This is a genomic window from Veillonella sp. oral taxon 158 (assembly GCF_018376515.1).
Taxonomy (GTDB): Bacteria; Bacillota; Negativicutes; order Veillonellales; family Veillonellaceae; genus Veillonella; species Veillonella rogosae.
In genome coordinates, this window is the sequence record NZ_JAHABE010000001.1 from 178,973 (window position 1) to 205,042 (window position 26,070).

The 26,070-nt window shown below is 37.5% G+C and carries 28 protein-coding genes and 1 riboswitch; of the genes, 27 read left to right on the top strand and 1 reads right to left on the bottom strand.

Features of this window, described 5'->3' with window-relative positions; all coding sequences use genetic code 11:
- Position 1 precedes the first annotated feature (1 nt).
- The 4 genes from KH364_RS00870 to KH364_RS00885 all read left to right on the top strand — a co-directional run bounded on the left by KH364_RS00870 (position 2) and on the right by KH364_RS00885 (position 2,594).
- Complete coding sequence (locus KH364_RS00870; RefSeq protein ID WP_105097947.1) at positions 2-1,000, top strand: NAD(P)H-dependent glycerol-3-phosphate dehydrogenase; 999 nt, start codon at positions 2-4, stop codon at positions 998-1,000.
- A gap of 67 nt (positions 1,001-1,067) precedes the next feature.
- Positions 1,068-1,619 (top strand): 16S rRNA (guanine(966)-N(2))-methyltransferase RsmD, encoded by a 552-nt coding sequence (rsmD, locus tag KH364_RS00875; protein ID WP_105097948.1) that lies wholly within the window; start codon positions 1,068-1,070, stop codon positions 1,617-1,619.
- Between the two features lie 4 nt (positions 1,620-1,623).
- Entirely contained in the window at positions 1,624-2,115 is a 492-nt protein-coding gene (gene coaD, locus KH364_RS00880) for a pantetheine-phosphate adenylyltransferase (RefSeq protein WP_105097949.1), read from the top strand.
- A gap of 11 nt (positions 2,116-2,126) precedes the next feature.
- Positions 2,127-2,594, top strand: coding sequence for a hypothetical protein (locus tag KH364_RS00885; protein ID WP_005386756.1), 468 nt, complete (start codon positions 2,127-2,129; stop codon positions 2,592-2,594).
- Between the two features lie 43 nt (positions 2,595-2,637).
- Here KH364_RS00885 and KH364_RS00890 read toward each other — a convergent pair whose 3' ends face one another.
- Positions 2,638-4,353, bottom strand: coding sequence for an NFACT RNA binding domain-containing protein (locus tag KH364_RS00890; protein WP_273297989.1), 1,716 nt, complete (start codon positions 4,351-4,353; stop codon positions 2,638-2,640).
- Positions 4,354-4,480: 127 nt separating this feature from the next.
- Between KH364_RS00890 and KH364_RS00895 the strand changes: the two genes are divergently transcribed.
- From KH364_RS00895 to KH364_RS01005, 23 genes are all read left to right on the top strand, one after another.
- A complete protein-coding gene (locus tag KH364_RS00895) occupies positions 4,481-5,362 on the top strand; it encodes a YicC/YloC family endoribonuclease (RefSeq protein WP_105097951.1) in 882 nt (293 codons plus the stop codon).
- A 14-nt stretch (positions 5,363-5,376) separates the two neighbouring features.
- Positions 5,377-5,646 (top strand): DUF370 domain-containing protein, encoded by a 270-nt coding sequence (locus KH364_RS00900; RefSeq protein WP_004695657.1) that lies wholly within the window; start codon positions 5,377-5,379, stop codon positions 5,644-5,646.
- An 8-nt stretch (positions 5,647-5,654) separates the two neighbouring features.
- Positions 5,655-6,284: a guanylate kinase gene (gmk, locus tag KH364_RS00905; RefSeq protein WP_265137292.1), complete on the top strand. Its 630-nt coding sequence runs from the start codon at positions 5,655-5,657 to the stop codon at positions 6,282-6,284.
- 4 nt (positions 6,285-6,288) lie between these two features.
- Positions 6,289-6,504, top strand: a complete 216-nt coding sequence (gene rpoZ / locus KH364_RS00910; RefSeq protein ID WP_004695660.1) for a DNA-directed RNA polymerase subunit omega — start codon at positions 6,289-6,291, stop codon at positions 6,502-6,504.
- 54 nt (positions 6,505-6,558) lie between these two features.
- Positions 6,559-7,758 (top strand): bifunctional phosphopantothenoylcysteine decarboxylase/phosphopantothenate--cysteine ligase CoaBC, encoded by a 1,200-nt coding sequence (coaBC, locus tag KH364_RS00915; RefSeq protein ID WP_273297992.1) that lies wholly within the window; start codon positions 6,559-6,561, stop codon positions 7,756-7,758.
- A gap of 44 nt (positions 7,759-7,802) precedes the next feature.
- A complete protein-coding gene (locus KH364_RS00920) occupies positions 7,803-9,467 on the top strand; it encodes a SulP family inorganic anion transporter (protein ID WP_273297993.1) in 1,665 nt (554 codons plus the stop codon).
- A gap of 44 nt (positions 9,468-9,511) precedes the next feature.
- A riboswitch (SAM riboswitch) is annotated at positions 9,512-9,612 on the top strand.
- Between the two features lie 49 nt (positions 9,613-9,661).
- Positions 9,662-10,852, top strand: a complete 1,191-nt coding sequence (metK, locus tag KH364_RS00925; RefSeq protein WP_009351502.1) for a methionine adenosyltransferase — start codon at positions 9,662-9,664, stop codon at positions 10,850-10,852.
- Positions 10,853-10,915: 63 nt separating this feature from the next.
- A complete protein-coding gene (gene priA, locus KH364_RS00930) occupies positions 10,916-13,099 on the top strand; it encodes a primosomal protein N' (protein ID WP_273297995.1) in 2,184 nt (727 codons plus the stop codon).
- 13 nt (positions 13,100-13,112) lie between these two features.
- Positions 13,113-13,601, top strand: a complete 489-nt coding sequence (gene def, locus KH364_RS00935; RefSeq protein WP_009351474.1) for a peptide deformylase — start codon at positions 13,113-13,115, stop codon at positions 13,599-13,601.
- A complete protein-coding gene (gene fmt / locus KH364_RS00940) occupies positions 13,594-14,604 on the top strand; it encodes a methionyl-tRNA formyltransferase (RefSeq protein WP_273297997.1) in 1,011 nt (336 codons plus the stop codon). Before def ends, fmt begins: the two co-directional genes overlap by 8 nt.
- Positions 14,588-15,382: a DUF116 domain-containing protein gene (locus KH364_RS00945; RefSeq protein ID WP_105097958.1), complete on the top strand. Its 795-nt coding sequence runs from the start codon at positions 14,588-14,590 to the stop codon at positions 15,380-15,382. The genes fmt and KH364_RS00945 overlap by 17 nt, the downstream gene beginning before the upstream one ends.
- Positions 15,363-16,718 carry a 16S rRNA (cytosine(967)-C(5))-methyltransferase RsmB gene (gene rsmB, locus KH364_RS00950; protein ID WP_273297999.1) on the top strand — a complete coding sequence of 452 codons (1,356 nt, stop codon included), beginning with the start codon at positions 15,363-15,365 and terminating at the stop codon, positions 16,716-16,718. The genes KH364_RS00945 and rsmB overlap by 20 nt, the downstream gene beginning before the upstream one ends.
- A gap of 18 nt (positions 16,719-16,736) precedes the next feature.
- On the top strand, positions 16,737-17,783 hold the full coding sequence (rlmN, locus tag KH364_RS00955; protein WP_273298000.1) for a 23S rRNA (adenine(2503)-C(2))-methyltransferase RlmN: 1,047 nt from the start codon (positions 16,737-16,739) through the stop codon (positions 17,781-17,783).
- The gene (locus KH364_RS00960) at positions 17,776-18,477 is read left to right on the top strand and encodes a Stp1/IreP family PP2C-type Ser/Thr phosphatase (RefSeq protein ID WP_273298001.1); all 702 of its coding nucleotides are present in this window, start codon (positions 17,776-17,778) and stop codon (positions 18,475-18,477) included. The genes rlmN and KH364_RS00960 overlap by 8 nt, the downstream gene beginning before the upstream one ends.
- Before the next feature lie 27 nt (positions 18,478-18,504).
- The gene (gene pknB / locus KH364_RS00965) at positions 18,505-20,430 is read left to right on the top strand and encodes a Stk1 family PASTA domain-containing Ser/Thr kinase (protein WP_273298059.1); all 1,926 of its coding nucleotides are present in this window, start codon (positions 18,505-18,507) and stop codon (positions 20,428-20,430) included.
- Between the two features lie 8 nt (positions 20,431-20,438).
- Positions 20,439-21,302, top strand: coding sequence for a ribosome small subunit-dependent GTPase A (rsgA, locus tag KH364_RS00970; RefSeq protein ID WP_273298003.1), 864 nt, complete (start codon positions 20,439-20,441; stop codon positions 21,300-21,302).
- A 1-nt stretch (position 21,303) separates the two neighbouring features.
- Positions 21,304-21,954 carry a ribulose-phosphate 3-epimerase gene (rpe, locus tag KH364_RS00975; protein WP_009351452.1) on the top strand — a complete coding sequence of 217 codons (651 nt, stop codon included), beginning with the start codon at positions 21,304-21,306 and terminating at the stop codon, positions 21,952-21,954.
- 248 nt (positions 21,955-22,202) lie between these two features.
- Entirely contained in the window at positions 22,203-22,922 is a 720-nt protein-coding gene (rpsB, locus tag KH364_RS00980; RefSeq protein ID WP_009351446.1) for a 30S ribosomal protein S2, read from the top strand.
- A 115-nt stretch (positions 22,923-23,037) separates the two neighbouring features.
- On the top strand, positions 23,038-23,718 hold the full coding sequence (gene tsf / locus KH364_RS00985; RefSeq protein WP_009351493.1) for a translation elongation factor Ts: 681 nt from the start codon (positions 23,038-23,040) through the stop codon (positions 23,716-23,718).
- Between the two features lie 62 nt (positions 23,719-23,780).
- Positions 23,781-24,506, top strand: a complete 726-nt coding sequence (gene pyrH / locus KH364_RS00990) for a UMP kinase (RefSeq protein WP_009351482.1) — start codon at positions 23,781-23,783, stop codon at positions 24,504-24,506.
- A gap of 5 nt (positions 24,507-24,511) precedes the next feature.
- Positions 24,512-25,072, top strand: coding sequence for a ribosome recycling factor (gene frr, locus KH364_RS00995; protein WP_009351464.1), 561 nt, complete (start codon positions 24,512-24,514; stop codon positions 25,070-25,072).
- A complete protein-coding gene (locus KH364_RS01000) occupies positions 25,072-25,323 on the top strand; it encodes a hypothetical protein (RefSeq protein ID WP_009351441.1) in 252 nt (83 codons plus the stop codon). Before frr ends, KH364_RS01000 begins: the two co-directional genes overlap by 1 nt.
- Positions 25,304-26,068 (top strand): isoprenyl transferase, encoded by a 765-nt coding sequence (locus tag KH364_RS01005; protein ID WP_105097965.1) that lies wholly within the window; start codon positions 25,304-25,306, stop codon positions 26,066-26,068. Before KH364_RS01000 ends, KH364_RS01005 begins: the two co-directional genes overlap by 20 nt.
- Positions 26,069-26,070: the final 2 nt, after the last annotated feature.

Consider the following 26,070-nt stretch of genomic DNA (forward strand, 5'->3'; position numbering starts at 1 on the left):
TATGAATGTTGTTGTTATAGGCTCTGGTAGTTGGGGCACAGCCCTTGCTATTAAATCCGTTTTAGCTGGAAATACTACAACTTTATATTGTCGTCGCCCAGAATTTGCTGACCAATTGGCTAAAGATTTAGAAAATAAAGATTACTTGCCGGGTGTAGAGCTACCTAAAGAGTTACTATATAGCTCTGATTTAGAGACTTCTATTAGAAATGCAGAAGTTGTTTTAATGGTTACACCTTCTGTACATGTTCGTACTAGCTTGGAGTCTATAAAGCCTTATGCGCATAAAAATCAATCTTATATTCTTTGTTCAAAAGGGGTTGAACGAACAACAGGTAAATTATTAACCACTGTTATGAAAGAGGTTCTAGGTCCAGTTGGTTGTCACTTGGCTGTTCTTTCTGGTCCAAATCACGCAGAAGAGATTGGGCGTAATTTACCGGCTGCTTCTGTATTAAGTACAGAGGATTTAGAGGTGGCTACTACACTTCAAAAAGCATTATGTAGCCAAAGTTTTAGAATTTATGCCAATACTGATATCATAGGTGTTGAACTTGCTGGTGCTACAAAGAATATTATCGCTTTAGCTGCTGGTATCGTTGATGGCCTTAAACTTGGCGACAATTGTAAGGCCTTATTATTAACGAGAGGCCTACATGAGATGACTCGCTTTGGGGTTGCCTTAGGTGCCCAGAAAGAAACTTACGCTGGTCTAGCCGGTATGGGCGATTTAATTGCTACTTGTATGAGTCCTCATGGTCGTAACCGTGCGGCTGGTCAAAAGCTTGCAGATGGTAAGACGATGGACTATATTATTAATCATACAAATATGGTGGTGGAAGGTTTTTTTGCCACCGATATTATATATAAAATGGCTTGTGAACATCAAATTGAAATGCCTATAACTAAAGCGTTGTATGAAATTTTATATGAGGAGAAATCGCCTGCTTTAGCCTTGGCTGAGTTAATGGGGCGCGATATTAAAATTGAAGTATCATAAATAAAAGATACTTTTAATTTGGTTATTTATATACTATAATTAATGAGTATAATCTTGTGAGGGTTGTATGCGAATTATTGGCGGAACTGCGAAGGGACATGCTATAAAAGCACCTAAAGGGGTTGATACTAGACCTACACTTGATCGTGTTCGGGAAAGTGTATTCAATGTATTAGCTAATAGAGGCATATTTGGTACAGACGTATTAGATATATTTTCTGGCACTGGTGCAGTAGCAATTGAAGCCTTAAGTCGCGGTGCAGCACATGCAGTAGCGGTAGACTTTAAAACGGGAAAATTAATTTTAGAGAATGCTAAACATTGTCGTGTGGATGATCGGTTAGAAATTATTCCGAGGAAACTTTCACAATTAAAAAATTATATAGTGGGACGACAGTTCGATTATATTTTTTCTGATCCGCCATATGAGAATGGATTTATACAAGATACCATAGATTTGGTTGTGACCTATGATTTATTAAAACCTGAAGGTGTTTTATTACTAGAACATCATAAGGATGAGGTTTTTAGTTTACCTGAATCATGGGAGTGTATAAAAGAACAGAAATTTGGTTATACGATAGTTTCCTATTTTGTAAACATAGCTGAAAGGAGCTAATCCTGTGCGTATAGGTGTATGTCCGGGTAGTTTTGACCCAGTTACTAATGGACATGTTGATATTTTTGAACGGGGCAGTCGATTAGTTGATAAATTAATCATTGCTGTTAGCTCGAATCCGAATAAAAATTCCTTATTTACCATGGAAGAACGGGTTGCGATGATTCAAAATTCTGTCAAACATATTCCTAATGTTGAAATTGATTGTACAGGTGGTTTGCTTAACGAGTATGTTAAATCAAAGAATGCTACTATTATCATTCGTGGTTTACGTGCATTGAGCGACTTTGAATATGAATTTCAGCGTGCTTTGTTTGCGAAATATTTGGATGATGACATCGAAACAGTATTTATTATGACAAATAACAAATACTCTTTTGTCAGCTCCACAGGTATTCGAGAACTAGCTAAATTTGGTGGTAAACTAGATGGCCTTGTTCCGGATGATGTTAAGGAAAAACTTGAAGAACGATTTAATACGGTCCATAATAAATAGGGGTGAATTGTATGAAAACAGAAAAATTATTAGAAGATTTAGAGGTTCTTATTGAATCTAGCAGCCGTATTCCTATGACTACAAAACGTATGGTTGAGGAAGACGAAATTATGCGTATTATCGATTCTATTCAAGAGTCCTTACCATTGGAACTTGAAGAGTCTCGTCGTATTGTAGCTGATAAGGATAAAGTATTAGCTGATGCTCAACGTCAAGCTGAAACTTTGATTGATCAAGCTAAAGACTACATTGCTAAATTAACAGCAGAAAGTGAACTTGTTAAACAAGCTCAAGAACAAGCTAATCAAATTATCAATGCTGCGAATCAATCCTCTGAAGAATTGAAATCCAGCTCCATTCAATATGCTGGCGACGTTCTTAAATACGTAGAAAATAACTTAGAGAAAACATTGGAAAGCTTACGTCAAAATCGTGAAAGTTTAAAACAGACTGAACAACGTACAGAAGAAAACCAATAATATAAATTAACGGCTAGATACATTGTATCTAGCCGTTTTTCTTTTATTCGTTATAATTGTCAGGTTTTTTAGGCTCTACAATCATAGTTTGATGTGTATTAAAAATAACAAAACCTAAAGGCGATCCAGGCGGTTTTTTGATATTTTTAATGTATGTATAGTCTACAGGAACTTTACTAGTTTCTCGTGCCTTACTAAAGTAGGCTGCATATTGTGCTACTTTAGATAAGATCATATCATCTGGTTTAACATTAAGTCTAAGAATAAGGTGAGAGCCTTGAATGTCTTGCGTGTGGAACCAAATGTCCGTTGGTTTAGCAAAACGATGCGTTAAATATTCATTTTGCTGATTGTTACGACCGATAAACATTTCACCTTCGTCAATTGTTAAGTGAATGTAGTTAGATTTACCTAACTTGTAGGATAGGGGCTTTTTCGATTTTTTTATAATGCCCGCATCCATACATTCTTTGCGGATTTCCTCTAAACTTTCACGAGTAGTTGCAAGCGATATACTATACAAAATTGACTTTAAGTATTCAAGTTTTGTAGTACTTGCGTTAAGTTGGTACTCACCGCTGACCATACGATTCTTCAGTTTAGTGTAAAGTTTGTAGTACCATTGTGCATTTTCTACAATCGTTAGATTTGGCTTTAATGGTATTGTTAGCATTTCTCCTTCATCAGAAAGAAGATTTTGTAATTCAATAGAAGGTTCGTATTGCACTTGAAGATGTGCATTAATCATTAATAGATCACCATATAATTTATAGGTATCCATTTTATTCGTGTCTTCTAATTCCTCTTTAATTTTTTTGTGACGACCTTCTTCTTTTTTGATGGCCGCCGTCAAAATCTTTTCTAGCTCTTTATCCGCTGTGTGGATTGCTTTTGTACTGTGAATTGTTTCTTCTAAAGCTTCAGAAATAGTTTCGTATGTTTTCACAACATTATAGTTGTGTAAGATAAAGGTAGAATATGCTTTTTTATGGTTATCATTTACTAAGGAGAGTAATCCATTGCCGTTTTGAAGCATCATTTTTAAATCGTACAAAGCATTTGCTAACTTGTCGACTTGTGATGCCTCTAAATCAGTTATAATTTCATCACCATTTAAATTAGCGTTATATAAAACCTCATCAAGTAAAGGTTTACCAAAGCCGTTAAAAATAGCGCGAATAGATTGTTGAACGCTGCCATTACCAAAGGAGACTAGTAGATTTCTAATCTCATTATAATCAAAGTCCATTAGACTAACGCGATTAGCATTTGGTGGTAACTCGTATTGAAGTTTAGGGCTAATAGAACGCTCACGGTTCATCAGTGGAGAAACATGAATTAAAGATTCTAAGATAACTCCATCTTGAACAAAGATACAGTTAGAATATTTGCCCATTAACTCAACATAAATAAGTGTACTTGTAATGGAACCATCCATTTCTAGTTTATCCGTTTGGATACACATAATACGGTCCCCATTGATTTGCTCAACTTTTACAATGCGGCTACCTTCGATATGTTTACGTAAGAACATACAAAGTGAGCTAGGCTCTTTTGGTAAATCTTGCAGTGGCTTGCTAAGATACATGGCTGGGGTAGCACCTACGGTGATGATCAAGTTTTGATCTTCATTAAGGGCTCGAATTTTAAATAATAGTGTAGTTTTATCTATTTGATATAGTTTTTGTATTTGGCCAGTTTGTAATCGCTCATTTAGCTCTTTAGCGAGTACAGACATGGTAAGACCGTCTAAATTCATAGTACTCCTTTCAAATTTATTTAGAAGTATAGTTTAGTATACCATAGTGTACATATAATTCTTAGTATTTAAACACGGATTGTGTAATTCGTGGTACAATAATAAAAACTACTAAGGAGGATATCTTATGAAAAGTATGACCGGTTTTGGTTCTGGTACAGCAACCAAAGATGGCATTACCTGTACGATAGAAATTAAGTCCGTCAATGCACGTTTCTTGGATTTATTTATACGTTGTCCAAAACAAATGAATCCTTTTGAAAGTATCATTCGTGGGATGGTACAAGATCGTATAAATCGCGGTAAGGTAGAGGTATCGGTTTCTATTCAAGATGCAGGTGAGAGACCTAAAACTTTTACTATAAATAGTGTATTAAGAAAACAAATTCAAGAATTGCTCGTTCAAGAAGAATTTTATGATGATCCTAAAAAGGTACCATTACAAGCTGTAAATTCAATTTCTAATGATTGGATTCAACAACAAGATACTCCCATTGCAGAAGAGGTACTTTCTGATATAGTGAAAGAATCTACAGGTTTTGCATTAGATGCTTTGATTGCTATGCGAACTGTGGAAGGTGAACATATTCAACAAGATTTAGTGAGCCGTATCGCCACACTAGAAAATATTATTTCTCATATTGATACTAATAAATCTGGTGCTGTAGAAGCGTATCGTGAACATATTAGAAGTAAAATTCAAGAGTATTTAGTTTCTTTAGAATCAAGTATCAGCGAAGAGCGTTTTCTACAGGAAATTGCTATATTAGCTGATAAGACTGATATTACTGAAGAGATTGTCCGATTCAGCTCACATGTGGTACAATTAAAAAACACACTTACAGATGAAAATCCAATCGGTCGAAAGGTCGATTTTATTTTGCAAGAAATGAATCGTGAAGTAAATACAATTGGATCCAAGGCTATGGATTCCAATATTACAGAGTTTGTGGTTCAACTTAAATGTGAGTTAGAGAAAATTAGAGAACAAGTACAGAATGTAGAGTAATAGGAGGTCCATGAATGAGTATTCAATTGCTGAATATAGGCTTTGGTAATATGGTATCTGCGAACCGTGTTATGGCTATCATTAGTCCTGAATCTGCACCGATTAAGCGAATGGTTCAAGATGCTAGAGATAAGGGCCTGCTCATTGATGCTACATATGGTCGTAAGACTCGTGCTGTATTAGTTATGGATAGTGGTCAAATTGTATTATCTGCAATTCAACCGGAAACCGTAGCACATCGACTTGTGCAACATGATGTAGATGTAGATACAGTGGAATCATAGGAGTACATATGTCAGACAGAGGATTATTAATCGTTATATCCGGGCCATCTGGCGCAGGTAAAGGTACGATTTGTGCGAATATTCGTAAAGAAATGCCTAATTTAGTTTATTCCGTTTCTATGACCACACGTGCACCGCGTGTTGGTGAAGAGGAAGGGGTTAACTATTTCTTCCGCTCCAAGGAGGAATTTGAGACTTTACTCAGTGAAGATGCATTCTTGGAGTATGCAAAGGTATATGATAATTACTATGGTACGCCTAAACAACATGTAATGGATTTATTAGATGATGGTAAAAGTGTACTATTAGAAATTGATATTCAAGGTGCTATGCAAGTTAAGGAACGCTTTAGTGATGCCGTATTTATTTATATTGTACCGCCATCCTTAACTGAATTATCTGAACGATTACATAATCGTGGTACTGATGCAAAAGAGGTTATTGATAAACGATTGTCATTAGCTTGTTCTGAATTGGCATTAGCTCATCGCTATGACTATATAGTTGTAAATGATGATCTTGCAGATGCGTCAGAGAAGGTTGCATCTATTTTACGGGCTGAATCATGTAAGATTAGTCGCAATAAAGAGCAAATTCAATTTATTTATAAACAATATAAAGAGTCTAAGGAGAAGTGATAGTATGATGGTAAAACCTCCATTGAAAAAATTGGAAAGTCAAGTAGATAGCAAATACACTTTGGTAACATTGGCAGCTAAACGAGCTCGTGAACTAACAGATGGTGAACCATGCTTAGCTGAATCTACACATGCAACTGACAAGCCTGTTTCCTTGGCATTCTATGAAATTGCCGAAGGTGAAGTGACGTATAAACGTACTAAAGAAGGCATTAAATAAGATAAATCAATTCCTTGTATCCTTGATACAAGGAATTTTTAAAAGGAGAAGAACATGCGCGGAAAACATATCATTGTCGCAGTCTCTGCTGGTATTGCAGCATATAAGGCAATTGAAGTGGTTAGTCGTCTTCGTAAAAAAGGGGCAGAGGTCAAGGTTGTGATGACTCGTAATGCTACGAATATTGCATCACCATTGACCTTTGGTGAGATTAGTGGTCACCCTGTAGCATTAGACATGTTTGAACAAGTGCATCAATGGGATGTGGAGCATATTGCATTGGCTACATGGGCTGATGCGTATGTAGTAGTACCAGCTACGGCTAATGTAATTGGTAAAATCTATGCTGGTATTGCAGATGATATGTTGACTACTACTATTTTGGCAACTACAGCACCTAAATATATTTGCCCTGCTATGAATACAGAAATGTATAACAATCCAATTACGCAACGTAACCTAGAAGGTCTACGTTCCTTGGGTTATCATATTATGGAACCAGCTGAAGGTTGGCTTGCTTGTGGCGTTACAGGTGTTGGTCGCTTACCAGAGCCTGTAGCTATTGTAGAATGGCTTGAAGCTCAACTGTGTAAAACTTCTGAACTTGAAGGTACTACAGTGCTTGTCACTGCTGGTGGTACTCAGGAGAACATAGATCCAGTTCGTTATATTGGAAATCGTTCAAGCGGTAAAATGGGATATGCTATTGCTGAACAAGCTGTACGAATGGGTGCGAATGTTATTTTAGTGAGTGCCCCTACATCTTTATCAGTACCAAGTGGTGTTGAATTTGTTCCAGTAGATTCTGCACTTTCCATGCAAGAAGCTGTTGAATCTAGATATAAAAATGTAGATGTTGTGGTTATGGCGGCAGCGGTTTCCGATTTTAGAGTGCTTCATAAAGCGGAGCAAAAGATTAAGAAAATGGAGTCTATGACGCTAGAGCTTGTAAAAAATCCAGATATTTTACAAGGCTTAGGCTCTCAAAAAGAACATCAAATCCTTGTTGGCTTTGCGGCAGAAACAGAGCATGTAATCAAGTATGGTCAAGATAAAGTTGCTAGAAAAAATCTTGATATGCTTGTAGCAAACGATGTAAGTAAATCTAATGCTGGATTTAACGTAGATACAAACGAAGGTTATTTCTTATATCCTGATAAAGATCCTAAAGAAATGGCTAATATGAAGAAATCTGAATTAGCTCAATATATTATGAAGGAAGTAGTTGAGTTAGTAGCAAATAAACACCCCTAATATCAAATTTTTTGTGTGTAGTTTGAGAAAGGTGTGTTGTTTATATGTTTGCTATTCAAAAAGCATATTTAAATGGGTCCTTAAGTAAAGATAAATGGAGTAATAATATTACTGCTGGCTTAGTGGTAGGAGTAGTAGCATTACCTTTAGCTATGGCCTTTGCTATCGCTAGTGGTGTTACACCTCAAGCTGGTATTTATACGGCTATTATTGCCGGTATCTTTGTATCTTTGTTTGGCGGCTCACCCGTGCAAATAGCAGGGCCTACAGGAGCCTTTATTGTCTTATTGAGCAGTATCGTTGTTAATTATGGTTTTGATGGCTTGCAAATTGCAACCATGATGGCTGGCGTTATGCTTATTTTAATGAGTATAGCCAAATTAGGTACTGTTATTAGATTTATACCAACGCCGGTTATTATGGGCTTTACTGCGGGTATCGGTGTTACTATTTGGGTAGGCCAATGGCCATACTTCTTTGGATTCCCTCAGTTACCGTATATACCTCATTTCCATGAAAAATTATGGGCTATGATTCAATCATTGCCGTATTCTGATATACCAACCTTAGGGATTGCTTTACTGAGTTTAATCATTTTATTAGTTTTGCCGAAAATTCCTTATATTAATAAAGTTCCAGCTCCTATTGTAGCCATGATGGTCGCTACAGTCATACAAGCTGTTTATCAGTTTCCTACCGTTTTGACTATAGGTAGTGCTTTTGGTGGTATTCCACAAGGCTTACCTGCATTTTCCGTGCCACACTTTGATGTTGATAAAATCTTGACATTAATTGGTCCAGCTTTTACAATTGCCATGCTAGGTGCTATTGAGTCCTTATTGTCTGCAGTAGTGGCAGATGGTATGAGTGGTACTAAGCATGAGTCTAATACGGAGCTATTTGGACAAGGGTTAGCCAATATTTTTGCACCTTTGTTCGGCGGTATTGCATCCACAGGTGCAATTGCTCGAACGGCTACCAATATTCGGCAAGGCGGTAATTCTCCAATAGCAGGTATTGTTCACGCTATTACATTAGGGGCTATTTTATTATTTTTAGCTCCTTATGCTGTCTACATTCCATTAGCATCTATGGCAGCAATATTGTTTGTAGTATCTTATAATATGAGTGATGCACCGCGTTTTATACGAATGCTCATCTTAGCACCAAGACCAGATCAGATAATCTTATTGCTCACCTTTTTCTTAACGATTTTTACCGATTTGGTAGTTGCTGTAAACGTTGGTGTGGTCCTTGCAGTCTTACAGTTTATGCGTAAAATGGTTAATACTATCGATGTCCATGAAGCGAGTTGTGCTGAATTATCTGAACAAATTAAGCACGAAATAACACTTCATCCTGACATTATGGTATATACCGTGGAAGGACCTTTATTCTTTGGTGCCATCAGCGCTTTTGATAGAGCCTTAAGTTCTATACATAAAGATCCAAAATATTTAATTATTCGTTTTGTAAAGGTGCCGTTTGTAGATTTGACGGGATTACGTATTCTGCGAGGCATCATAGAAGAACTTCAAAAGAGAGGCATTGAAGTTTTACTTAGCGATGTGAGTTATGATATTCGTAGAGAAATGTATAAATCTGACTTTTTAGATGTTCTAGGACGTCATCATATGTATCGACTGTTTGAAAGTGCTCTTCATAAAGCTGAACATGATTTAGCCTTAAAAGATGGTAAAGAAGTATAATAATGACTTGCTTTCTCACTGTAAATACACTATAATATTTCTGTAACTCATCAAGAGTAGCGGAGGGATAGGCCCTGTGAAGCTACAGCAACCATTCCAAGGGGAAAAGGTGCTAATTCCTATGACAAATGTCGTTAGATGGGAGGGTCTCTCATGAGTACATGAGAGGCTTTTTTTCGTATTAGGAGGATAAAATGGCTGAAAAACATATGTTTTTTACTTCTGAATCTGTTACTGAAGGCCATCCAGATAAAATAGCTGACCAAATTTCTGATGCTGTTTTGGATGCGATTATTGAAAAGGATCCAACTGCTCGTGTAGCTTGTGAAACTTTAGTTACTACTGGTCTAGTTCATGTAGTAGGTGAAATTTCTACTCACACTTATGTAGATATTCCTCGCATCGTACGTGATACAGTTCGTGAAATTGGTTATACACGTGCAAAATTCGGTTTTGACTGTGATACTTGTGGTGTCCTTGTATCCATTGATGAACAGTCTGCTGATATCGCTATGGGCGTTGATGAAGCACTTGAATCTAAAGAAGGTAATGGTGAAGCACTTGATAAAATTGGTGCTGGTGACCAAGGTATGATGTTTGGTTATGCATCTAATGAAACACCTGAACTCATGCCTTTACCAATTTCTTTGGCACACCGCTTGTCCCGTCGTTTGGCGGAAGTTCGTAAAGATGGCACTTTAACATATCTTCGTCCAGATGGTAAAACTCAAGTTACTGTTGAATATGTTGATGGTAAACCTAAACGTATTGATACAATTGTTATCTCCACACAACATAGCCCTGAAGTAACTCAAGAACAAATTAAAACTGATTTGAAACGCTATGTTATCGATGCGGCTTTACCTGCAGAATTTGTTGATGAAAATACTAAATACTTCATCAATCCAACTGGTCGTTTCGTAATCGGTGGCCCTCATGGTGATGCTGGTTTAACTGGCCGTAAAATCATTGTAGATACTTACGGTGGTATGGCTCGTCATGGTGGTGGTGCTTTCTCTGGTAAAGATCCATCTAAAGTAGACCGTTCTGCAGCATATGCAGCTCGTTATGTAGCTAAAAACGTTGTAGCAGCAGGTCTTGCTGATAAATGTGAAGTACAAGTTGCTTACGCTATTGGCGTTGCACATCCTGTATCTGTATTGGTGGATACGTTTGGTACAGCTCGCATTGAGGAAACCAAAATTCAAGAACTCGTTAAGAAACATTTCGACCTTCGTCCAGCAGGTATTATTGAAATGCTTGATTTGTTAAAACCTCATTATCGCAAAACTGCAGCATATGGTCACTTTGGTAGAACTGATGTAGATTTACCTTGGGAGCGTACTGACAAAGCAGCAATTTTAAAAGCTGAAGCTGGCTTATAATACAAAAGGTCTTAGTAGAATTTCTACTGAGACCTTTTATAGTAAATGAAAGGATATGAGTCTATGCGTGTAGCACAAGTTATTATTAACAGACCTGCCAAACAACTTCATAAACCATTGAGCTATCTAATGCCTGAAAAGTTTGGTAACGTACTACCTGGTACTCGCGTACTCATTCCTTTAGGTCATAGTCGTGAAGAAGGAATCCTCATTGGTTATGAAGAATTAGTTGAGCCACCTGAGTTCACGTTGCGAAATATAGTGCAAGTATTAGATAGTGAGCCTTGGTTTACACCAGAAATGATGGATACGGCACGACGTTTAAATGAGTATTATCTTTTTTCTTATGGTGATGCACTACGATTATTTACAGTAAATAAAACATTGAAATCCTATGAGGCACCAAAAGAAGAATGGCTTGTAGTTATGCCTGATTTTTCAATAGATCAATTTAGTGAACGAAAAAAGAAACAACGTGAATTAGCGCAATACTTACTTGAAGTCGGTGGTGCGTCCAAGGCACTATTATTAGCTAAAGGCTTTTCTCGCATGGTCATAAAACAAGTAAGTGAAGCTAAAGGGATTACTATTGAATCACGTTTTAAAGCCACAAAAACGACCTTTACGGAGCTTTTAACGGAAGAGGTGAATATTCCTCTTACTCAAGCTCAACAATCCGTATATGAGCCTATACAAGAGGCTATGAATAGTCATGAGCATAAAACCTTCTTACTTCATGGTGTAACCGGTAGCGGTAAAACTCAATTATATTTACGAGCTACAGCAAAATGTATTAGTCAAGATAAGACTGCTATTATCTTGGTGCCTGAAATTATATTGACCGATCAAATTGTGCGACGATTTGTGGAAACCTTTGGCGATGAAGTTGTCGTATTCCATAGTAAATTGACGGTACAACAACGCAATAATAATTGGGAACGGTTGCGTCGTAAGGATAGTCATATTATTATTGGTGCCCGTTCGGCTGTGTTTGCTCCTGCTGAGGATATCGGTCTTATTGTTGTGGATGAAGAACATGATACATCTTATAAACAAGAAGATATGGTTCGATACCATGCCCGTAATGTTGCCTTATGGCGTGGTGAAGCACATAATTGTCCTGTGATTTTAGGTTCTGCTACACCAGCTATTACTTCTTACTATAAAGCTAAGCAAGGCGAGTATCATTTGCTTGAGCTACCTCATCGTATTTTTGAACAACCTATGCCAAAGGTAACTATTGTTGATATGAAGGAAGAAATTCTTCATGGCAATTACTCTGTTTTTTCTGACGCTATGAATAGGTTGGTTGAGAAAACATTACATGAACATAATCAAATGATTATTCTGTTGAATAGACGTGGTTATAGTACCTTTGTAATGTGTCGCGATTGCGGGGAAACTATTATGTGTCCTCATTGTGATGTAGCGATGGTCTATCATCAATCAGGTGAGGAATTGCGCTGTCACTATTGTGAACATCACGAACCGATTCCTACGGTTTGTCCAAAGTGTAATAGTAAACGCATTAAATTCTTTGGCTCAGGTACACAAAAGGTAGAGGAAGAGTTGCGACGTCATTTTAAATCGGCCCGCATTGCCCGCCTTGATCAAGACGTAACTAAAAACAAACAAATGGCAGAAGATATCTTACATGACTTTGGAGCTCATAAATACGATATTTTATTGGGAACCCAAATGGTATCTAAAGGTCATGACTTTAAAGATGTAACAGCGGTTGGTATTTTAACAGCTGATTCGGTTTTAAATATTCCTGTATATACTGCTTCTGAAAGAACTTTTGATTTGCTTACCCAAACCTCTGGGCGTGCTGGTCGAGGGGATAAAACAGGCAGTGTTGTAATACAAACATATAATCCGTTAAATTATGCTATAATAAAGAGTAAGGCTCATGATTATGTAGGCTTTTACCATGAAGAAATTCAAAATAGAAAAGCTTTAGGATATCCTCCATTTAGAGAAATGATTCACATGGTAGTGCGTCATCAAGATATGGAAACCTTAGAGTCTATTGCAAATCGAATAGTAGATGATTTGGAGGCTCATAAAGGGGATGAAGATATTCTTATTAATGGTCCTTACGAAGCAACTATAAAAAAGGTACGGGACATGTATCGCTTAGCGATTATGATCCGTGGTACTGATTTAACGAATTTGAAAGAATATATATATAACTCATGGGTTTTCACGCAAGAAGGGCTTCTGATTGACGTGGATCCTGTGTAGTATAGGAGTGTCAATGGCAGTATTAGATGTTGTAAAAGCAGGTCATCCCGTTTTGAAACAAGTAGCGGAACCTGTAGAACATGTTAATAAAAAACTTAGAGCCCTTATCGATGATATGGCTGAAACTATGTATAAAACGGAAGGTGTAGGTCTTGCTGCACCTCAAGTAGCTGTTTCTAAACGAATTATCGTAGTAGACGATCAAGTTGGTAGTGGCCTTATTGCATTAATTAATCCTGAAATTACACATGCTGAAGGCTCTCAAGTAGGACCTGAAGGGTGTTTAAGTGTACCTGGTTATTATGGAGATGTAGAACGTTTTAATAAGATCACCGTTAAAGGTATTGATCCACATAACAAAAAGGTTACTATTAAAGCGGAAGGCTTCTTAGCTCGTATTTTCCAGCATGAAATCGATCATTTAGAGGGTCATTTATTTATAGAAAAAGCGACAAACTTACGATTGATTGCAGATCATCCAGAGGAGAAAGAAATTGTCTAATCATAATCCTTTACGTATTGTCTTTATGGGAACGCCAGACTTTTCTGTTCCCACTTTAGAAGCGCTAATTCAAGCAGGACATACTATTGTTGGTGTGTACTGTCAGCCAGATAAACAAAAGGGTCGTGGCAAACAAGTTCAAATGCCACCGGTAAAGGTAGCTGCTTTAAAACATAACTTACCTGTTTATCAACCTGTTACTTTACGGGATGAGCAAGTGCAAGCAGAATTAGAAGCATTAAAACCTGATGTAGTAGTAGTTATTGCATATGGTAAAATCTTACCGCCATGGCTAATTCGATTGCCTCAATATGGGTGTATCAATGTACATGCTTCTATTTTGCCTAACTATAGAGGGGCTGCGCCGATTCACTATGCCATTCTAAATGGGGATACTAAAACAGGTGTTACCATTATGCACATGGATGACGGACTTGATACCGGTGATATTATCGATATCGTGGAGACTGATATTTTACCTGGTGAAACGACAGGACAGTTATTTGAACGTATAGCGGAGCTTGGTGGTGAAACAATTGTTCCCGTATTAACTCGTTGGGTTAATGGGGAAATTGTGGCGACGCCACAAGATGATACAATGGCTACATATACTGCTAAGATTACAAAAGAAATGGGGCAAATAGACTGGTCTAAGCCTGCAAATGAAATTGTAAATCTTATTAGAGGACTTAATCCAGCACCTGGATGTTATACTTACCTCGATGGAAAACGTTTAAAAATATGGTCTGGAGAAGTGGTTCCAAGTGATACGACTCACTGTTTGATAGATATCCGTGGTAAACATGTACCAATTGCTATATCAGCCACAACTGTGCCTGGTACAATCGTATCTAAAATAGACGGTTTAGGTGTATTTTGTGGTGATGGAAATATAATTCTATTAACAGAAGTCCAACCAGAAAATAAAAAGCGCATTTCTGCTACAGATTTTATTAATGGACATCAGATAAAGGAAGGTATCGTTTTTGGGGACTCAAATTAAACAGTACGAAACGTATCCGTTATACCTAATATTATCAACTATTACATGTGCTTTGCTCACTGCAGTACTTGGTTTTCTAATGTATGTATTAGAACCTGGGTTATTACAATTACATCCTATTGCACCTGTTATGAGTAGTATAGTTCTTTCTATTCTGATAGGTATTATATGGTTATTGTGTTTATCTCTTATTGTTGCAACTTTAGGTATTATACGGTTACATCCTATTGTTTTAAGATTAGCCAATCAGTTTATATATGGACTATTTCCATTAACCTTGGCTATCGGTAAGGTGAGAGGGGTTACTAAGGATCAACTTCGTCAGTCTATGATTGATTTAATTAATCATCTTGTGATGCTTGATATGTATACGGTTGATCCAGAACGTATATTATTATTGACGCCACATTGTCTACAAGAAAGCTCGTGTGTTCATAAGGTTACACATGACGTATACAACTGTAAGCAGTGTGGGCGATGTCAAGTTGGTAGCTTATTACAAGTGGCTAAAGACTACGGGTGTCAATTTATAGTTGTCACTGGAGGTACTTTAGCGCGAATGAAGGTAAAGGAAGCGCGGCCAAAAGCTATTGTAGCAATAGCTTGCGAACGAGATTTAGCAAGCGGTATGGCTGATGTATTTCCCATCCCAGTTATTGGCGTATTAAATGAACGTCCTAATGGGCCGTGTTGTAATACAACCGTAGATCCTGAACGTGTTCGTGCAGTAGTAGAACAATTGATTGGTAGGAATAGTGATGTTAGAAGTAAAGAATAACCAACAACAGAATATTCGGTTGCTTGCTGTGAAAGCATTGAGCGATATTAATCGTAATGGTGCTTATGCAAATATTAAGTTGCAAGAGTATTTACAAAAATATCATTTATCCGATTTGGATCGACGGTTTTTTACAGAACTTGTATATGGTGTTATTCGTAGAAAAAATTATTTAGATGCCATAATTGTTCACTTTGCAAAACGACCTTTGAAGAAACTTTCTTCTATGGTTGTGGAAATCCTTAGACTTGGGATTTACCAAATTATCTACATGGATAAGGTTCCTGAAAGTGCGGCGGTCAATGAATCTGTTAAACTTGCTAAGAAGTTAACACGAGGATTATCTGGTTTTGTAAACGCTGTATTGCGATCCGTTTTGCGTGAATGCGATAGTATTTCTATTGGTGAACTTGCTAAGTCTGAAGCCGAAGAGATTTCTTTCATCTACAATCAACCGTTATGGCTTGTCAATTTGTGGATGAATGAAATGGGCAAAGATAAGACCGTAGACCTATGTGCTTGGTTTAATGAACAACCTCGTTTAACAGCACGTATTAATACGGTGAAAGTATCAATCGAGGATTGTATAAAAGAGCTACAAAATCTAGGATGGACTATTGAACAAGATAAAGATATTCCTGAAGTAGTGTATATTGATAGTCACCAAGGGCACTTAGAAAAAGCAAAACCAGTTATAGAAGGTCATATTACCTTTATGGATAAAGCGTCTATGCTCGTTGCCCATGTAGTTGATCCTCAACCAGGGGAACGTATCTTAGATTGCTGTGCCGCACCAGGTGGTAAGTCTATGCATATGGCTAGCCTTATGAATAATACGGGCGCTATTATGAGTTGTGACATTTATGACCATAAGTTAGATCTTATGAATCAGAATGCAGAACGATTAGGCGTATCTATTGTTTCTACTAAATTACAAGATGGTCGATCTTTACCTGATAATTGGAAGGAACAATTTGATCGTGTCTTAGTTGATGCCCCTTGTTCTGGCCTTGGCATATTACAAAAGAAATTAGATATGCGATGGCGTAAAACAGAGGACTTACTAAATGAATTACCTCCATTACAGCTTGAAATATTAGAAAAAGCGTCTGAAATGGTTAAGGTTAATGGCTATTTAGTATATTCCACATGTACTATCAATAGAGGGGAAAATGAGGATGTATTGGAAAAATTTCTAGCAACTCATAAGAACTTTGTTATCGACCCTGTATCCTATGAAGGGTTACCACCGGCTATAGATGGTATGATTTTGACATATCCTCCGCGAGATCATATGGATGGATTCTTTATGGCTCGTATGAAACGCCTATCATAATATAAGAAATGGAGTACCATGATAGAATTATTGGGTAAGTCTTTAGAAGAATTACAATCTATCTTTAAGACCCATAATATACAAAAGTTTCGAGCGAAACAGTTAATCGACTATATCTATCATAGATATGTGTTCGATTTTCAAGAAATGACACAATTCCCAAAAGAATTGCGTCAATGGTTAAGTGATAATTGTATTATCTCTTTGCCTACATTAATTACAGAATCTATATCTCCAGATGGAAAGACTAGAAAAATCCTATTGGAGATGACAGATCAAAGCCGAGTAGAAGCTGTTTTGATGGAGCAACACTATGGTTACTCAGTATGTGTTTCGTCACAAGTAGGCTGTGCTATGGGCTGTGTATTCTGTGCCTCTACACAAGGTGGCTTATACCGCGACTTAACAGTGGCTGAAATCCTTGGTCAAGTCGTTATTTTTGGAGCTCTTACTAAAGAACAAATACATTCTGTTGTTGTTATGGGTGCAGGGGAGCCATTACAAAATTATGATAATGTGTTACAAGCTTTGCAATTGTTACACGAGCCGGTAATTTGTAATATTAGTTATCGTAAGATGACTATTTCCACTTGTGGTTGGGTTCCTAATATTTATAAATTAGCTGATGAAGGTTTGCCTATAACGTTGGCCCTTTCATTACATGCTACAAATAATGAAGTACGTCGTAGTATCATGCCCGTTGGTGCCCGTTATGAATTGACGGAAGTCTTAGATGCGGTAAAATATTATTATGATACAACACAACGTCGTATCACCTTTGAGTATATCCTCATAGATTCTGTAAATGCATCTATGGAGGAGGCTCATGCATTGGGACAAATCTGTAAGGATTTTCCAAATTGTCATGTTAACTTAATTCCTGTTAACGGCAATGAACATATTGAATTATATAAACCATCTATTACGAATATGAATACATTTAAAGACATCGTTGGTTCCTATGGAGTATCTGTAACGGTACGAAAGGAAATGGGCGATGCAATCCAAGCCGCATGTGGGCAATTAAAAGCTGCTCATGGTCGGAAAAAGGAGAATCATGAATAATTTTGTTGGTTTAAGTAAAATTGGACTTGTGCGGCAGCGCAATGAAGACCGTTTCTTTATTGATGGTAACGTTTGCGCTGTCACTGATGGCATGGGTGGTTATAGCGGTGGTGAAATCGCTAGTACGTATGCTGTAGATGAAATAAGAGAATATTTGGCCTCCCTTGAAACGGTGGGTCAACAAGATTTATGCGACGCTATCATTCACGCTAATCAACGCATTGTTAATCGCGTGGCTAGTGAAGAACGCCTTGCTGGTATGGGGACTACCGCTGTAGTTACAGCAATAAAAGATAATCAGTTATATTGGGCAAGTGTTGGTGATAGTCGTTTGTATATATATAGGGATGGTCTTTTAAGACAAATTACTACGGATCATTCTATGGTACAAGAATTATTAACTGCTGGAGAGATTACAAAGGATGAAATGCTAAGTCACCCTCAACGTAATTTATTGACACGCGCTGTCGGTGTCGATGAAGTATTAGAGGTTGATAGTGGCATTGAGTCGATTCTTCCCGGTGATCGTATTTTACTCTGTACTGATGGATTAAGTGGCTATGTAACAGATGATGTAATTGCCTCTGCATTGCAATCGTCTGATGATAACATGATGGTTGTTGAATCATTGATGGATACTGTTTATGAAGTCGGAGCAGGAGATAATGTGACCATTGTAGTGGGAACAATCTAATCTAGAAATGGAGAAATAATGAGTACTATGAATATAAAAGGTATACTTCTAGATAACCGCTACCGAATTGTTGATAAAATTGGCGTTGGTGGAATGGCTGACGTATACCTAGGAGAAGATACCTTATTAGGTAGACAAGTAGCAATTAAAGTATTGCATGCAAACTTTGCTAATGATGATGAATTCGTAACTCGCTTTAAGCGAGAAGCGCAAGCTGCAGGTAAATTAAATCATCCAAATATTGTAAATATGTATGATGTAGGATTTGATCAAGATTTACACTACATCATCATGGAATATGTAAACGGTGAAACGCTAAAAGAATATATTACTCGTCATGGCAGACTATCCATAGATGAGGCTGTTAAGTTTACTATTGCCATAGCTGAAGGTCTTGAACACGCTCATACAATGGGCATTGTTCACTGTGATATAAAACCGCATAATGTAATTATTACTCAGACTGGTCGTGTGAAAGTAACTGACTTTGGTATTGCTCGTGCTATGAATGCTACTAATACAGTTATGTATACGAATTCAATTTTAGGCTCTGCTCACTATTTATCACCTGAACAAGCGAGTGGAAAACCTGTAGATGGTAATACAGATATCTATTCACTTGGTGTCGTATTGTATGAAATGCTCACAGGTCGCGTGCCATTTGAAGGGGAAACACCTATCGCAGTTGCCTTAAAGCATGTTCGTGAGAAGGTGGCACCGCCAACACGTTATAATCCATCTATTCCACCGCTTTTAGAAGCTGTAGTTTTAAAGGCCTTATCTAAGAACCCTGCTGATCGTTTTGATTCTATTTCAGATATGATTAGTGATTTACGATTATCTCAAGGCTTTACGATGGGGAAAACACAGCGTCATGAGCCATATGACTTTGCTACGCAAATGATTCCTGCTGTTGATCCTGAAGCACTTAAGGATTTCAGCACTATTCAAGAAGAACGTAAAGACGAGGGTCAAAAGAAGAGTATGTTAAGTAAAATTGCATCGATTCCACAAAAATACATCGTTCTAGGTGCTGCTGTCATTTTCTTGGTAGCATTTTTAGGAGCTTTCTTAAGCTATGGTAACTTCTGGAGTAATACAACGGTAGATGTACCTAATGTTGTAGGTAAACAAGTATCTGTGGCCAAAAATATCTTAGAAGATAAACATTTACGTGTATCTACAAGTGAGGTTACAAACCCTGATGTTCCAGCAGGTCAAGTCATTTCACAAACTCCAGGAGCTGGAGAAAAGGTTAAGGAGCAACGTACGATTCACCTTGTTGTTTCTAAAGGTGTTGGTGATATTACAGTACCAGATTTATCTGACTTAACTGTAGATCAAGCCCGCCAAAGACTTAAAGATGTTGGCTTAGTTGTAGGTAAGATAACACAACAATCTGTAGATGGTAAAAAAGATGGTGTAGTTATTGCTCAAAGTCCTTCTGGGGATTCTAAAGTTTCTAAAGGTACTACAATTGATCTTGTTGTAAATAAGGCAAAAGCTAAAAAAGTAAAAGTACCTAATCTTGTAGGTATGACATTAAAAGATGCTCGCAATACTTTGAGCAATGCTCATTTAGGTGTAAATCAAGTAGCGGGCTCTGTGGAGGAAAAATCTGTAGTCATTGAGCAAAGTATTAAAGCTGGTGATGAGATTGATGAAGGCTCCACATTAAACCTTACTACTGAATTCAAAGAAGATAAAAAGAAATCTGAGAAAAAAGAAGAAAGCAGTAGCAATAAAACAACTGGTACTGTAGATGTTACTGTACCATCTGGTTCTAAAAATCAAGAACTTAAAATCGTTGTGAAAGACGATGAAGGTTCCGCTGTAATTTATGATGATACCAATAAACCTGGTGATCGTATCGTTCGTAAAGTATCTGGCGTAGGTAATGTGCGTATTGAGGTATATCTCAATGGTGCATTAGTACAAGAGACTGCATTATAAGAGGTACTATGATTACAGGTATTGTTGTCAAAAATATGAATGGTTACTTTTATGTTCAAGATGATACGAGTACCATTCATGAATGCAAAGTTCGAGGTAGACTCAAGCAAGGTCGCTACAGTCTCCTTGTTGGTGACCGCGTTACGATTTCGGCGGATGGGTTCGTTGAATCTATCCACGAACGTCATAATGCAATGGTTCGTCCTGCGGTAGCTAATATTGATCAAGTTGTATTAGTTGTAGCCGCTCATGAGCCAGATATTAATGAGCTTTTACTAAATAAAATGCTCGTTATGATTGAACATGCAGATATTCCTATCGTGCTATGTATCAATAAATGTGATTTGATGGATTCCGATACGGAAGCGATGGTTGAGCTTTATAAATCAATCGGCTACGACGTATTGATGACATCCACCTATGATATGACAGGCATTGAAGATTTACGTCATGTACTGCAACATAAGGTAACGGCCTTTGCAGGCCCATCTGGGGTTGGTAAAAGCAGCCTATTAAATGCGGTAGATCCTAAGTTTGCCTTTCAAACTGGTGAGGTAAGTGACAAAATAAAACGTGGTAAACATACTACCCGTCATGCTTCCCTATATAGTTTAGATGCAGATTCCTTCATTATGGATACACCAGGATTTAGTGCTATTGAGTTCAATGATGTATCTCTTGAGCGATTGCCTACATTATTCCCAGAATTTAGTCAATATGTGGATGTTTGTAAATTTAACCCATGTTATCATGAACATGAGCCCATTTGTGGCATTAAAGATGCTCTCGAAGCAGGGCATATTCATCAAGGACGATATGACGCTTATATGTCTATACGTAATGATATAGAAAGTCAACGAAAGAGGTTTTAATATGATTAAAATTGCACCATCAATGCTTTCCGCAAATTTTGCGACCTTAAGCGAAGAGTTACAATCTATTGAATCAGCGGGGGCTGACTTATTACATATCGACATTATGGATGGACATTTTGTGCCAAACTTAACCTTTGGTGCTCCTATTGTGAAAGCGATTCGTCCATATACAAAATTGCCTTTTGATGTACATTTAATGGTTACAAACCCTGGTGACTATGTAGAAGAATATGCAAAAATCGGTGTAGAATATTTTACGTTCCATCAAGAAACAGTACCGCATATGCATCGTTTAATCCAACATATTAAGCAATGTGGTATGAAAGCTGGTGTTGCTTTAAATCCAAGCACACCAGTATCCGTGTTAGAAGATGTGGCTGCTGATTTAGATATGATTTTAATTATGTCTGTAAATCCGGGCTTTGGGGGACAATCTTTTATTAAAAATGCCATTAAAAAGGTTAAACAAGCTAAGATATTGTTAGAGGAAGTAGATAATACTACGGCTGTAATTGAAGTAGATGGTGGTATCAACGATATTACATGTGTACCAATCAAAAGAGCAGGTGCTACTGTATTAGTAGCTGGCTCTGCTGTGTTTGGTGCTGAAGATCGTGCTCATATGATTGAAGCCATTCGCAATAACTAAATCTATATTAGTATTGGAGTTATCTATTATAGGCTTAAAAATAATAGAGTGATGATCTAAACTACGAATTAAGATAAGGAGTTAGGAATTCTTTAAGAAATCCTAACTCCTTGCTTGCTTTTACAATAATTATTTGTTAAAATTATTGGGTATGAAAAATATGCACGTCGGTGGACTTCGGTACTGTGCCTAATTTTGGGTGACCCGAAGGATGAAGCGGCGGAGGTTAATTAACAGGAGGTGCCACAATGGCAGTAGTATCAATGAAACAATTATTAGAGGCTGGTGTACACTTTGGTCATCAGACTAGAAGATGGAACCCTAAAATGGCGAAATTCATCTTCACTGAGCGCAATGGTATTTATATCATTGACTTGTCTAAAACAGTAAAAAAAGTAGAAGAAGCTTACTCTTTCTTGCGTGAAGTTGCTTCCCAAGGCGAAGTAATCTTGTTCGTAGGTACTAAAAAACAAGCTCAAGAAGCTATTAAAGAAGAAGCTATCCGTGCTAACATGTTCTTCGTTAACGAACGTTGGTTGGGCGGCATGTTGACAAACTTCAAAACAATTGAAACTCGTATTAAACGTTTAAAACAATTGGAAGCTATGGCAGAAGATGGTACTTTCGAAGTATTGCCTAAAAAAGAAGTTATCGGTCTTCGTCATGAAATGGAAAAATTGGAAAAATACCTTGGCGGTATCAAAGATATGCCTAAAATGCCAGGTGCTCTTTTCGTAGTTGATCCTAAAAAAGAAAAAATCGCTATTGCAGAAGCTAAAAAATTGGGTATTCCTGTAGTTGCAACAGTTGACACTAACTGCGACCCAGATGAAGTTGATTTCCCAATCCCAGCAAATGATGACGCTATCCGCGCTGTTAAATTGTTGGCTGGTAAAATGGCTGACGCTGTTCTTGAAGGTCGTCAAGGCGAATCCTTTGAAGAAGGCAATGCTGAAGCTGCAGAATAATTCTGCAAAGCTACTTAATCATTTCTGATTAGCATTTGAAAGATAAATCTATAACATATATAATTAGGGTAAGGACTATATCCTTACCTTAATTAGTACTAGGAGGAACAAAATAATGGCAATTACTGCTGCTTTGGTAAAAGAATTGCGCGACATGACTGGCGCAGGTATGATGGACGCTAAAAAAGCATTGGTTGAAACTGACGGTAATATCGATAAAGCGGTTGACCTTCTTCGTGAAAAAGGTTTAGCTGCAGCAGCTAAAAAAGCTGGTCGTATTGCAGCTGAAGGTGTAGTACAATCCTACATCCACGCTGGTGGCCGTATCGGCGTTTTAGTTGAAGTTAACTGCGAAACTGACTTCGTTGCTAAAACTGACGACTTCCAAAACTTAGCACGCGATATCGCTATGCAAATCGCTGCTGTTAACCCTACATACTTGAACCGTGAAGAAGTTCCTGCTGAAGTAATCGAACACGAAAAACAAGTATTGTTGGAACAAGCTAAAGTAGAAGCTGAAGAAGACGTAAAAGCTGGCCGTAAACCAAAACCTGAAGCTGTTTTGGAAAAAATGGTTGCTGGTCGTATTGAAAAATTCTATAAAGAAAACTGCCTATTAGAACAAGTATTCATTAAAGATGGTGACAAAACTGTTACTGATGTAATTAATGAAAGTATTGCAAAAATCGGTGAAAACATCAACGTACGTCGTTTTGTTCGCTACGGTTTAGGTGAAGGCATTGAAAAACGCCAAGATGACTTCGTAGCTGAAGTAATGGCATCTGTTGGTAAATAATTAAGAAACAATAAGAGAACACCGTACAGTGTTCTCTTATTTTGCAATAGAGGAGTAAAAACATGGCAAAGAGAAACTTTCAACGTATTGTTTTGAAGTTGAGTGGTGAAGCATTAGCAGGTGACCAAGGATTTGGTATTAACCCTGATGTTGTTGAAGAATTCGCGCAAGAGATTGCGGCTTTAGCAAAATCCACTGATTTAGAAATCGCAATTGTTGTTGGTGGCGGTAACCTATGGAGAGGGTTGGCTGGTAGTAACCAAGGTATGGATCGTGCTACTGCTGACTATATGGGTATGCTAGCAACAGTAATGAACTCCTTAGCATTGCAAGATGCATTAGAGCAAGCTGGCGTAGATACTCGTGTACAAACAGCTATCGAAATGCAAGAAATTGCAGAACCTTATATTCGTCGTCGCGCTATTCGTCACTTAGAGAAAAAACGTATCGTAATTTTCGGTGCTGGTCTAGGTAAACCTTACTTCTCTACCGATACAACAGCTGCATTACGGGCTGCTGAAATCGAAGCTGATGCGATTTTGATGGCGAAGAAATTTGCTGATGGCGTATATGATTCCGATCCTAAGACGAATCCTAATGCCATTAAGTTTGATGAGTTAACATATAACGATATCATCACAAAAGAATTAAAAGTTATGGATGCTACATCTACAACTTTATGTAAAGATAACAATATTCCTATTATTGTATTTAGCATGGACATTCCTGGTAACATTACAAAAGCCGCTAAGGGCGAAGAGATTGGTACCATTGTTCGAGGAGAATAATTCAAATGGAAATTAAAGAATTGTTACAACAAGCAGAAGAACGCATGAATAAGTCTATTGAGGCTTTAAAACATGAATTTGCATCTATTCGTACTGGTCGTGCTAGTGTAGCATTGCTTGATAAGGTAATGGTTGATTACTATGGCAGTCCATCTCCAATTAATCAAGTTGCGAATATCTCCGTGCCTGAGCCTCGTATGATCGTGATTGCTCCTTGGGATAAAACTATGATCGGTGCAATTGAAAAAGCGATTTTACAATCTGACCTTGGTTTAAATCCTGGTAATGATGGTGCTCAAATTCGCTTAACTATTCCTCAATTAACTGAGGAACGCCGTAAAGAAATCGTTAAAGTAGTTCATAAAAAAGCTGAAGATGCTAAAGTTGCAGTGCGTAACATTCGTCGTGACGTAAATGATGCATTGAAAAAAGAAGAAAAAGCTAAAACAATTACTGAAGATGATGCTAAAGACGGTTTAGATGAAATCCAAAAACTTACAGATGCTAAAGTTAAGCATATTGATGAGTTAAAAGCAGTAAAAGAAAAGGACGTATTAGAAGTATAATGTTAGATTCTAATAGCCTTATTGGAATGCCATGGCAGCTTGCAAAGTCTCGTTTGCAGGCTGCCCATATTCCTTTTAAGGTAATGATTGGGGCATCCTTTAATCGCTTTTTTGAGATTGCAGACGAAGGATTTTATGTAGCACGTATTACTAAGGTAGATGAGTGTTTACATATACTAGTATATAGACCAATGATTGCCAGCGACTTCGGACATTCTATCGAGGTAGACTATGCTAAAGAAATTATTTAACCGTAAACAATCGGATACGCCTGCTATTGATAGCAATGCTATTCCTAAACATGTTGCTATTATTATGGATGGTAATGGACGTTGGGCTAAACGTAGAGGAATGCCACGTTCCATGGGTCACCGTGCAGGGGCAGACGTATTAAAGCAGATCGTTATCGCTGCTGACGATATTGGAATTAGAGCTCTTACGGTATATGGTTTCTCCACAGAGAACTGGAAACGACCTGAACAGGAAGTTTCTTTACTTATGGCTCTCATCAAAGAATACTTAAACAATAATGTTAAGTATATGCATGAACATAATGTTCGCATTCGATTTATTGGATATATTGGCGCTCTTTCAGAGGAGTTACAACAAATCATTCGGGATGCAGAACTGTTAACTCAGAATAATACAGGTCTTACTTTACAGTTAGCTATTAACTATGGTGGACGTGATGAGATAGTAAGAACTATCCGCGATATTGCAAGTTCTGTAAAAGCGGGTACTATTACAACGGACGATATTACTGAAGACTATGTAAGCTCTCAATTATTTACTAAAGAGTTTAGCGATGTAGACTTATTGATTCGTCCGAGTAGTGATTTTAGAATTAGTAACTTTTTGTTATGGCAATTAGCTTATGCTGAATTCTGGTTTACTGATTTACATTGGCCAGATTTCACAAAGGAAACTTTGTTAGAAGCTATTGCGGCATATCAGAAACGAGAACGCCGATTTGGTGGCTTACGTGATGAGGAATAAAG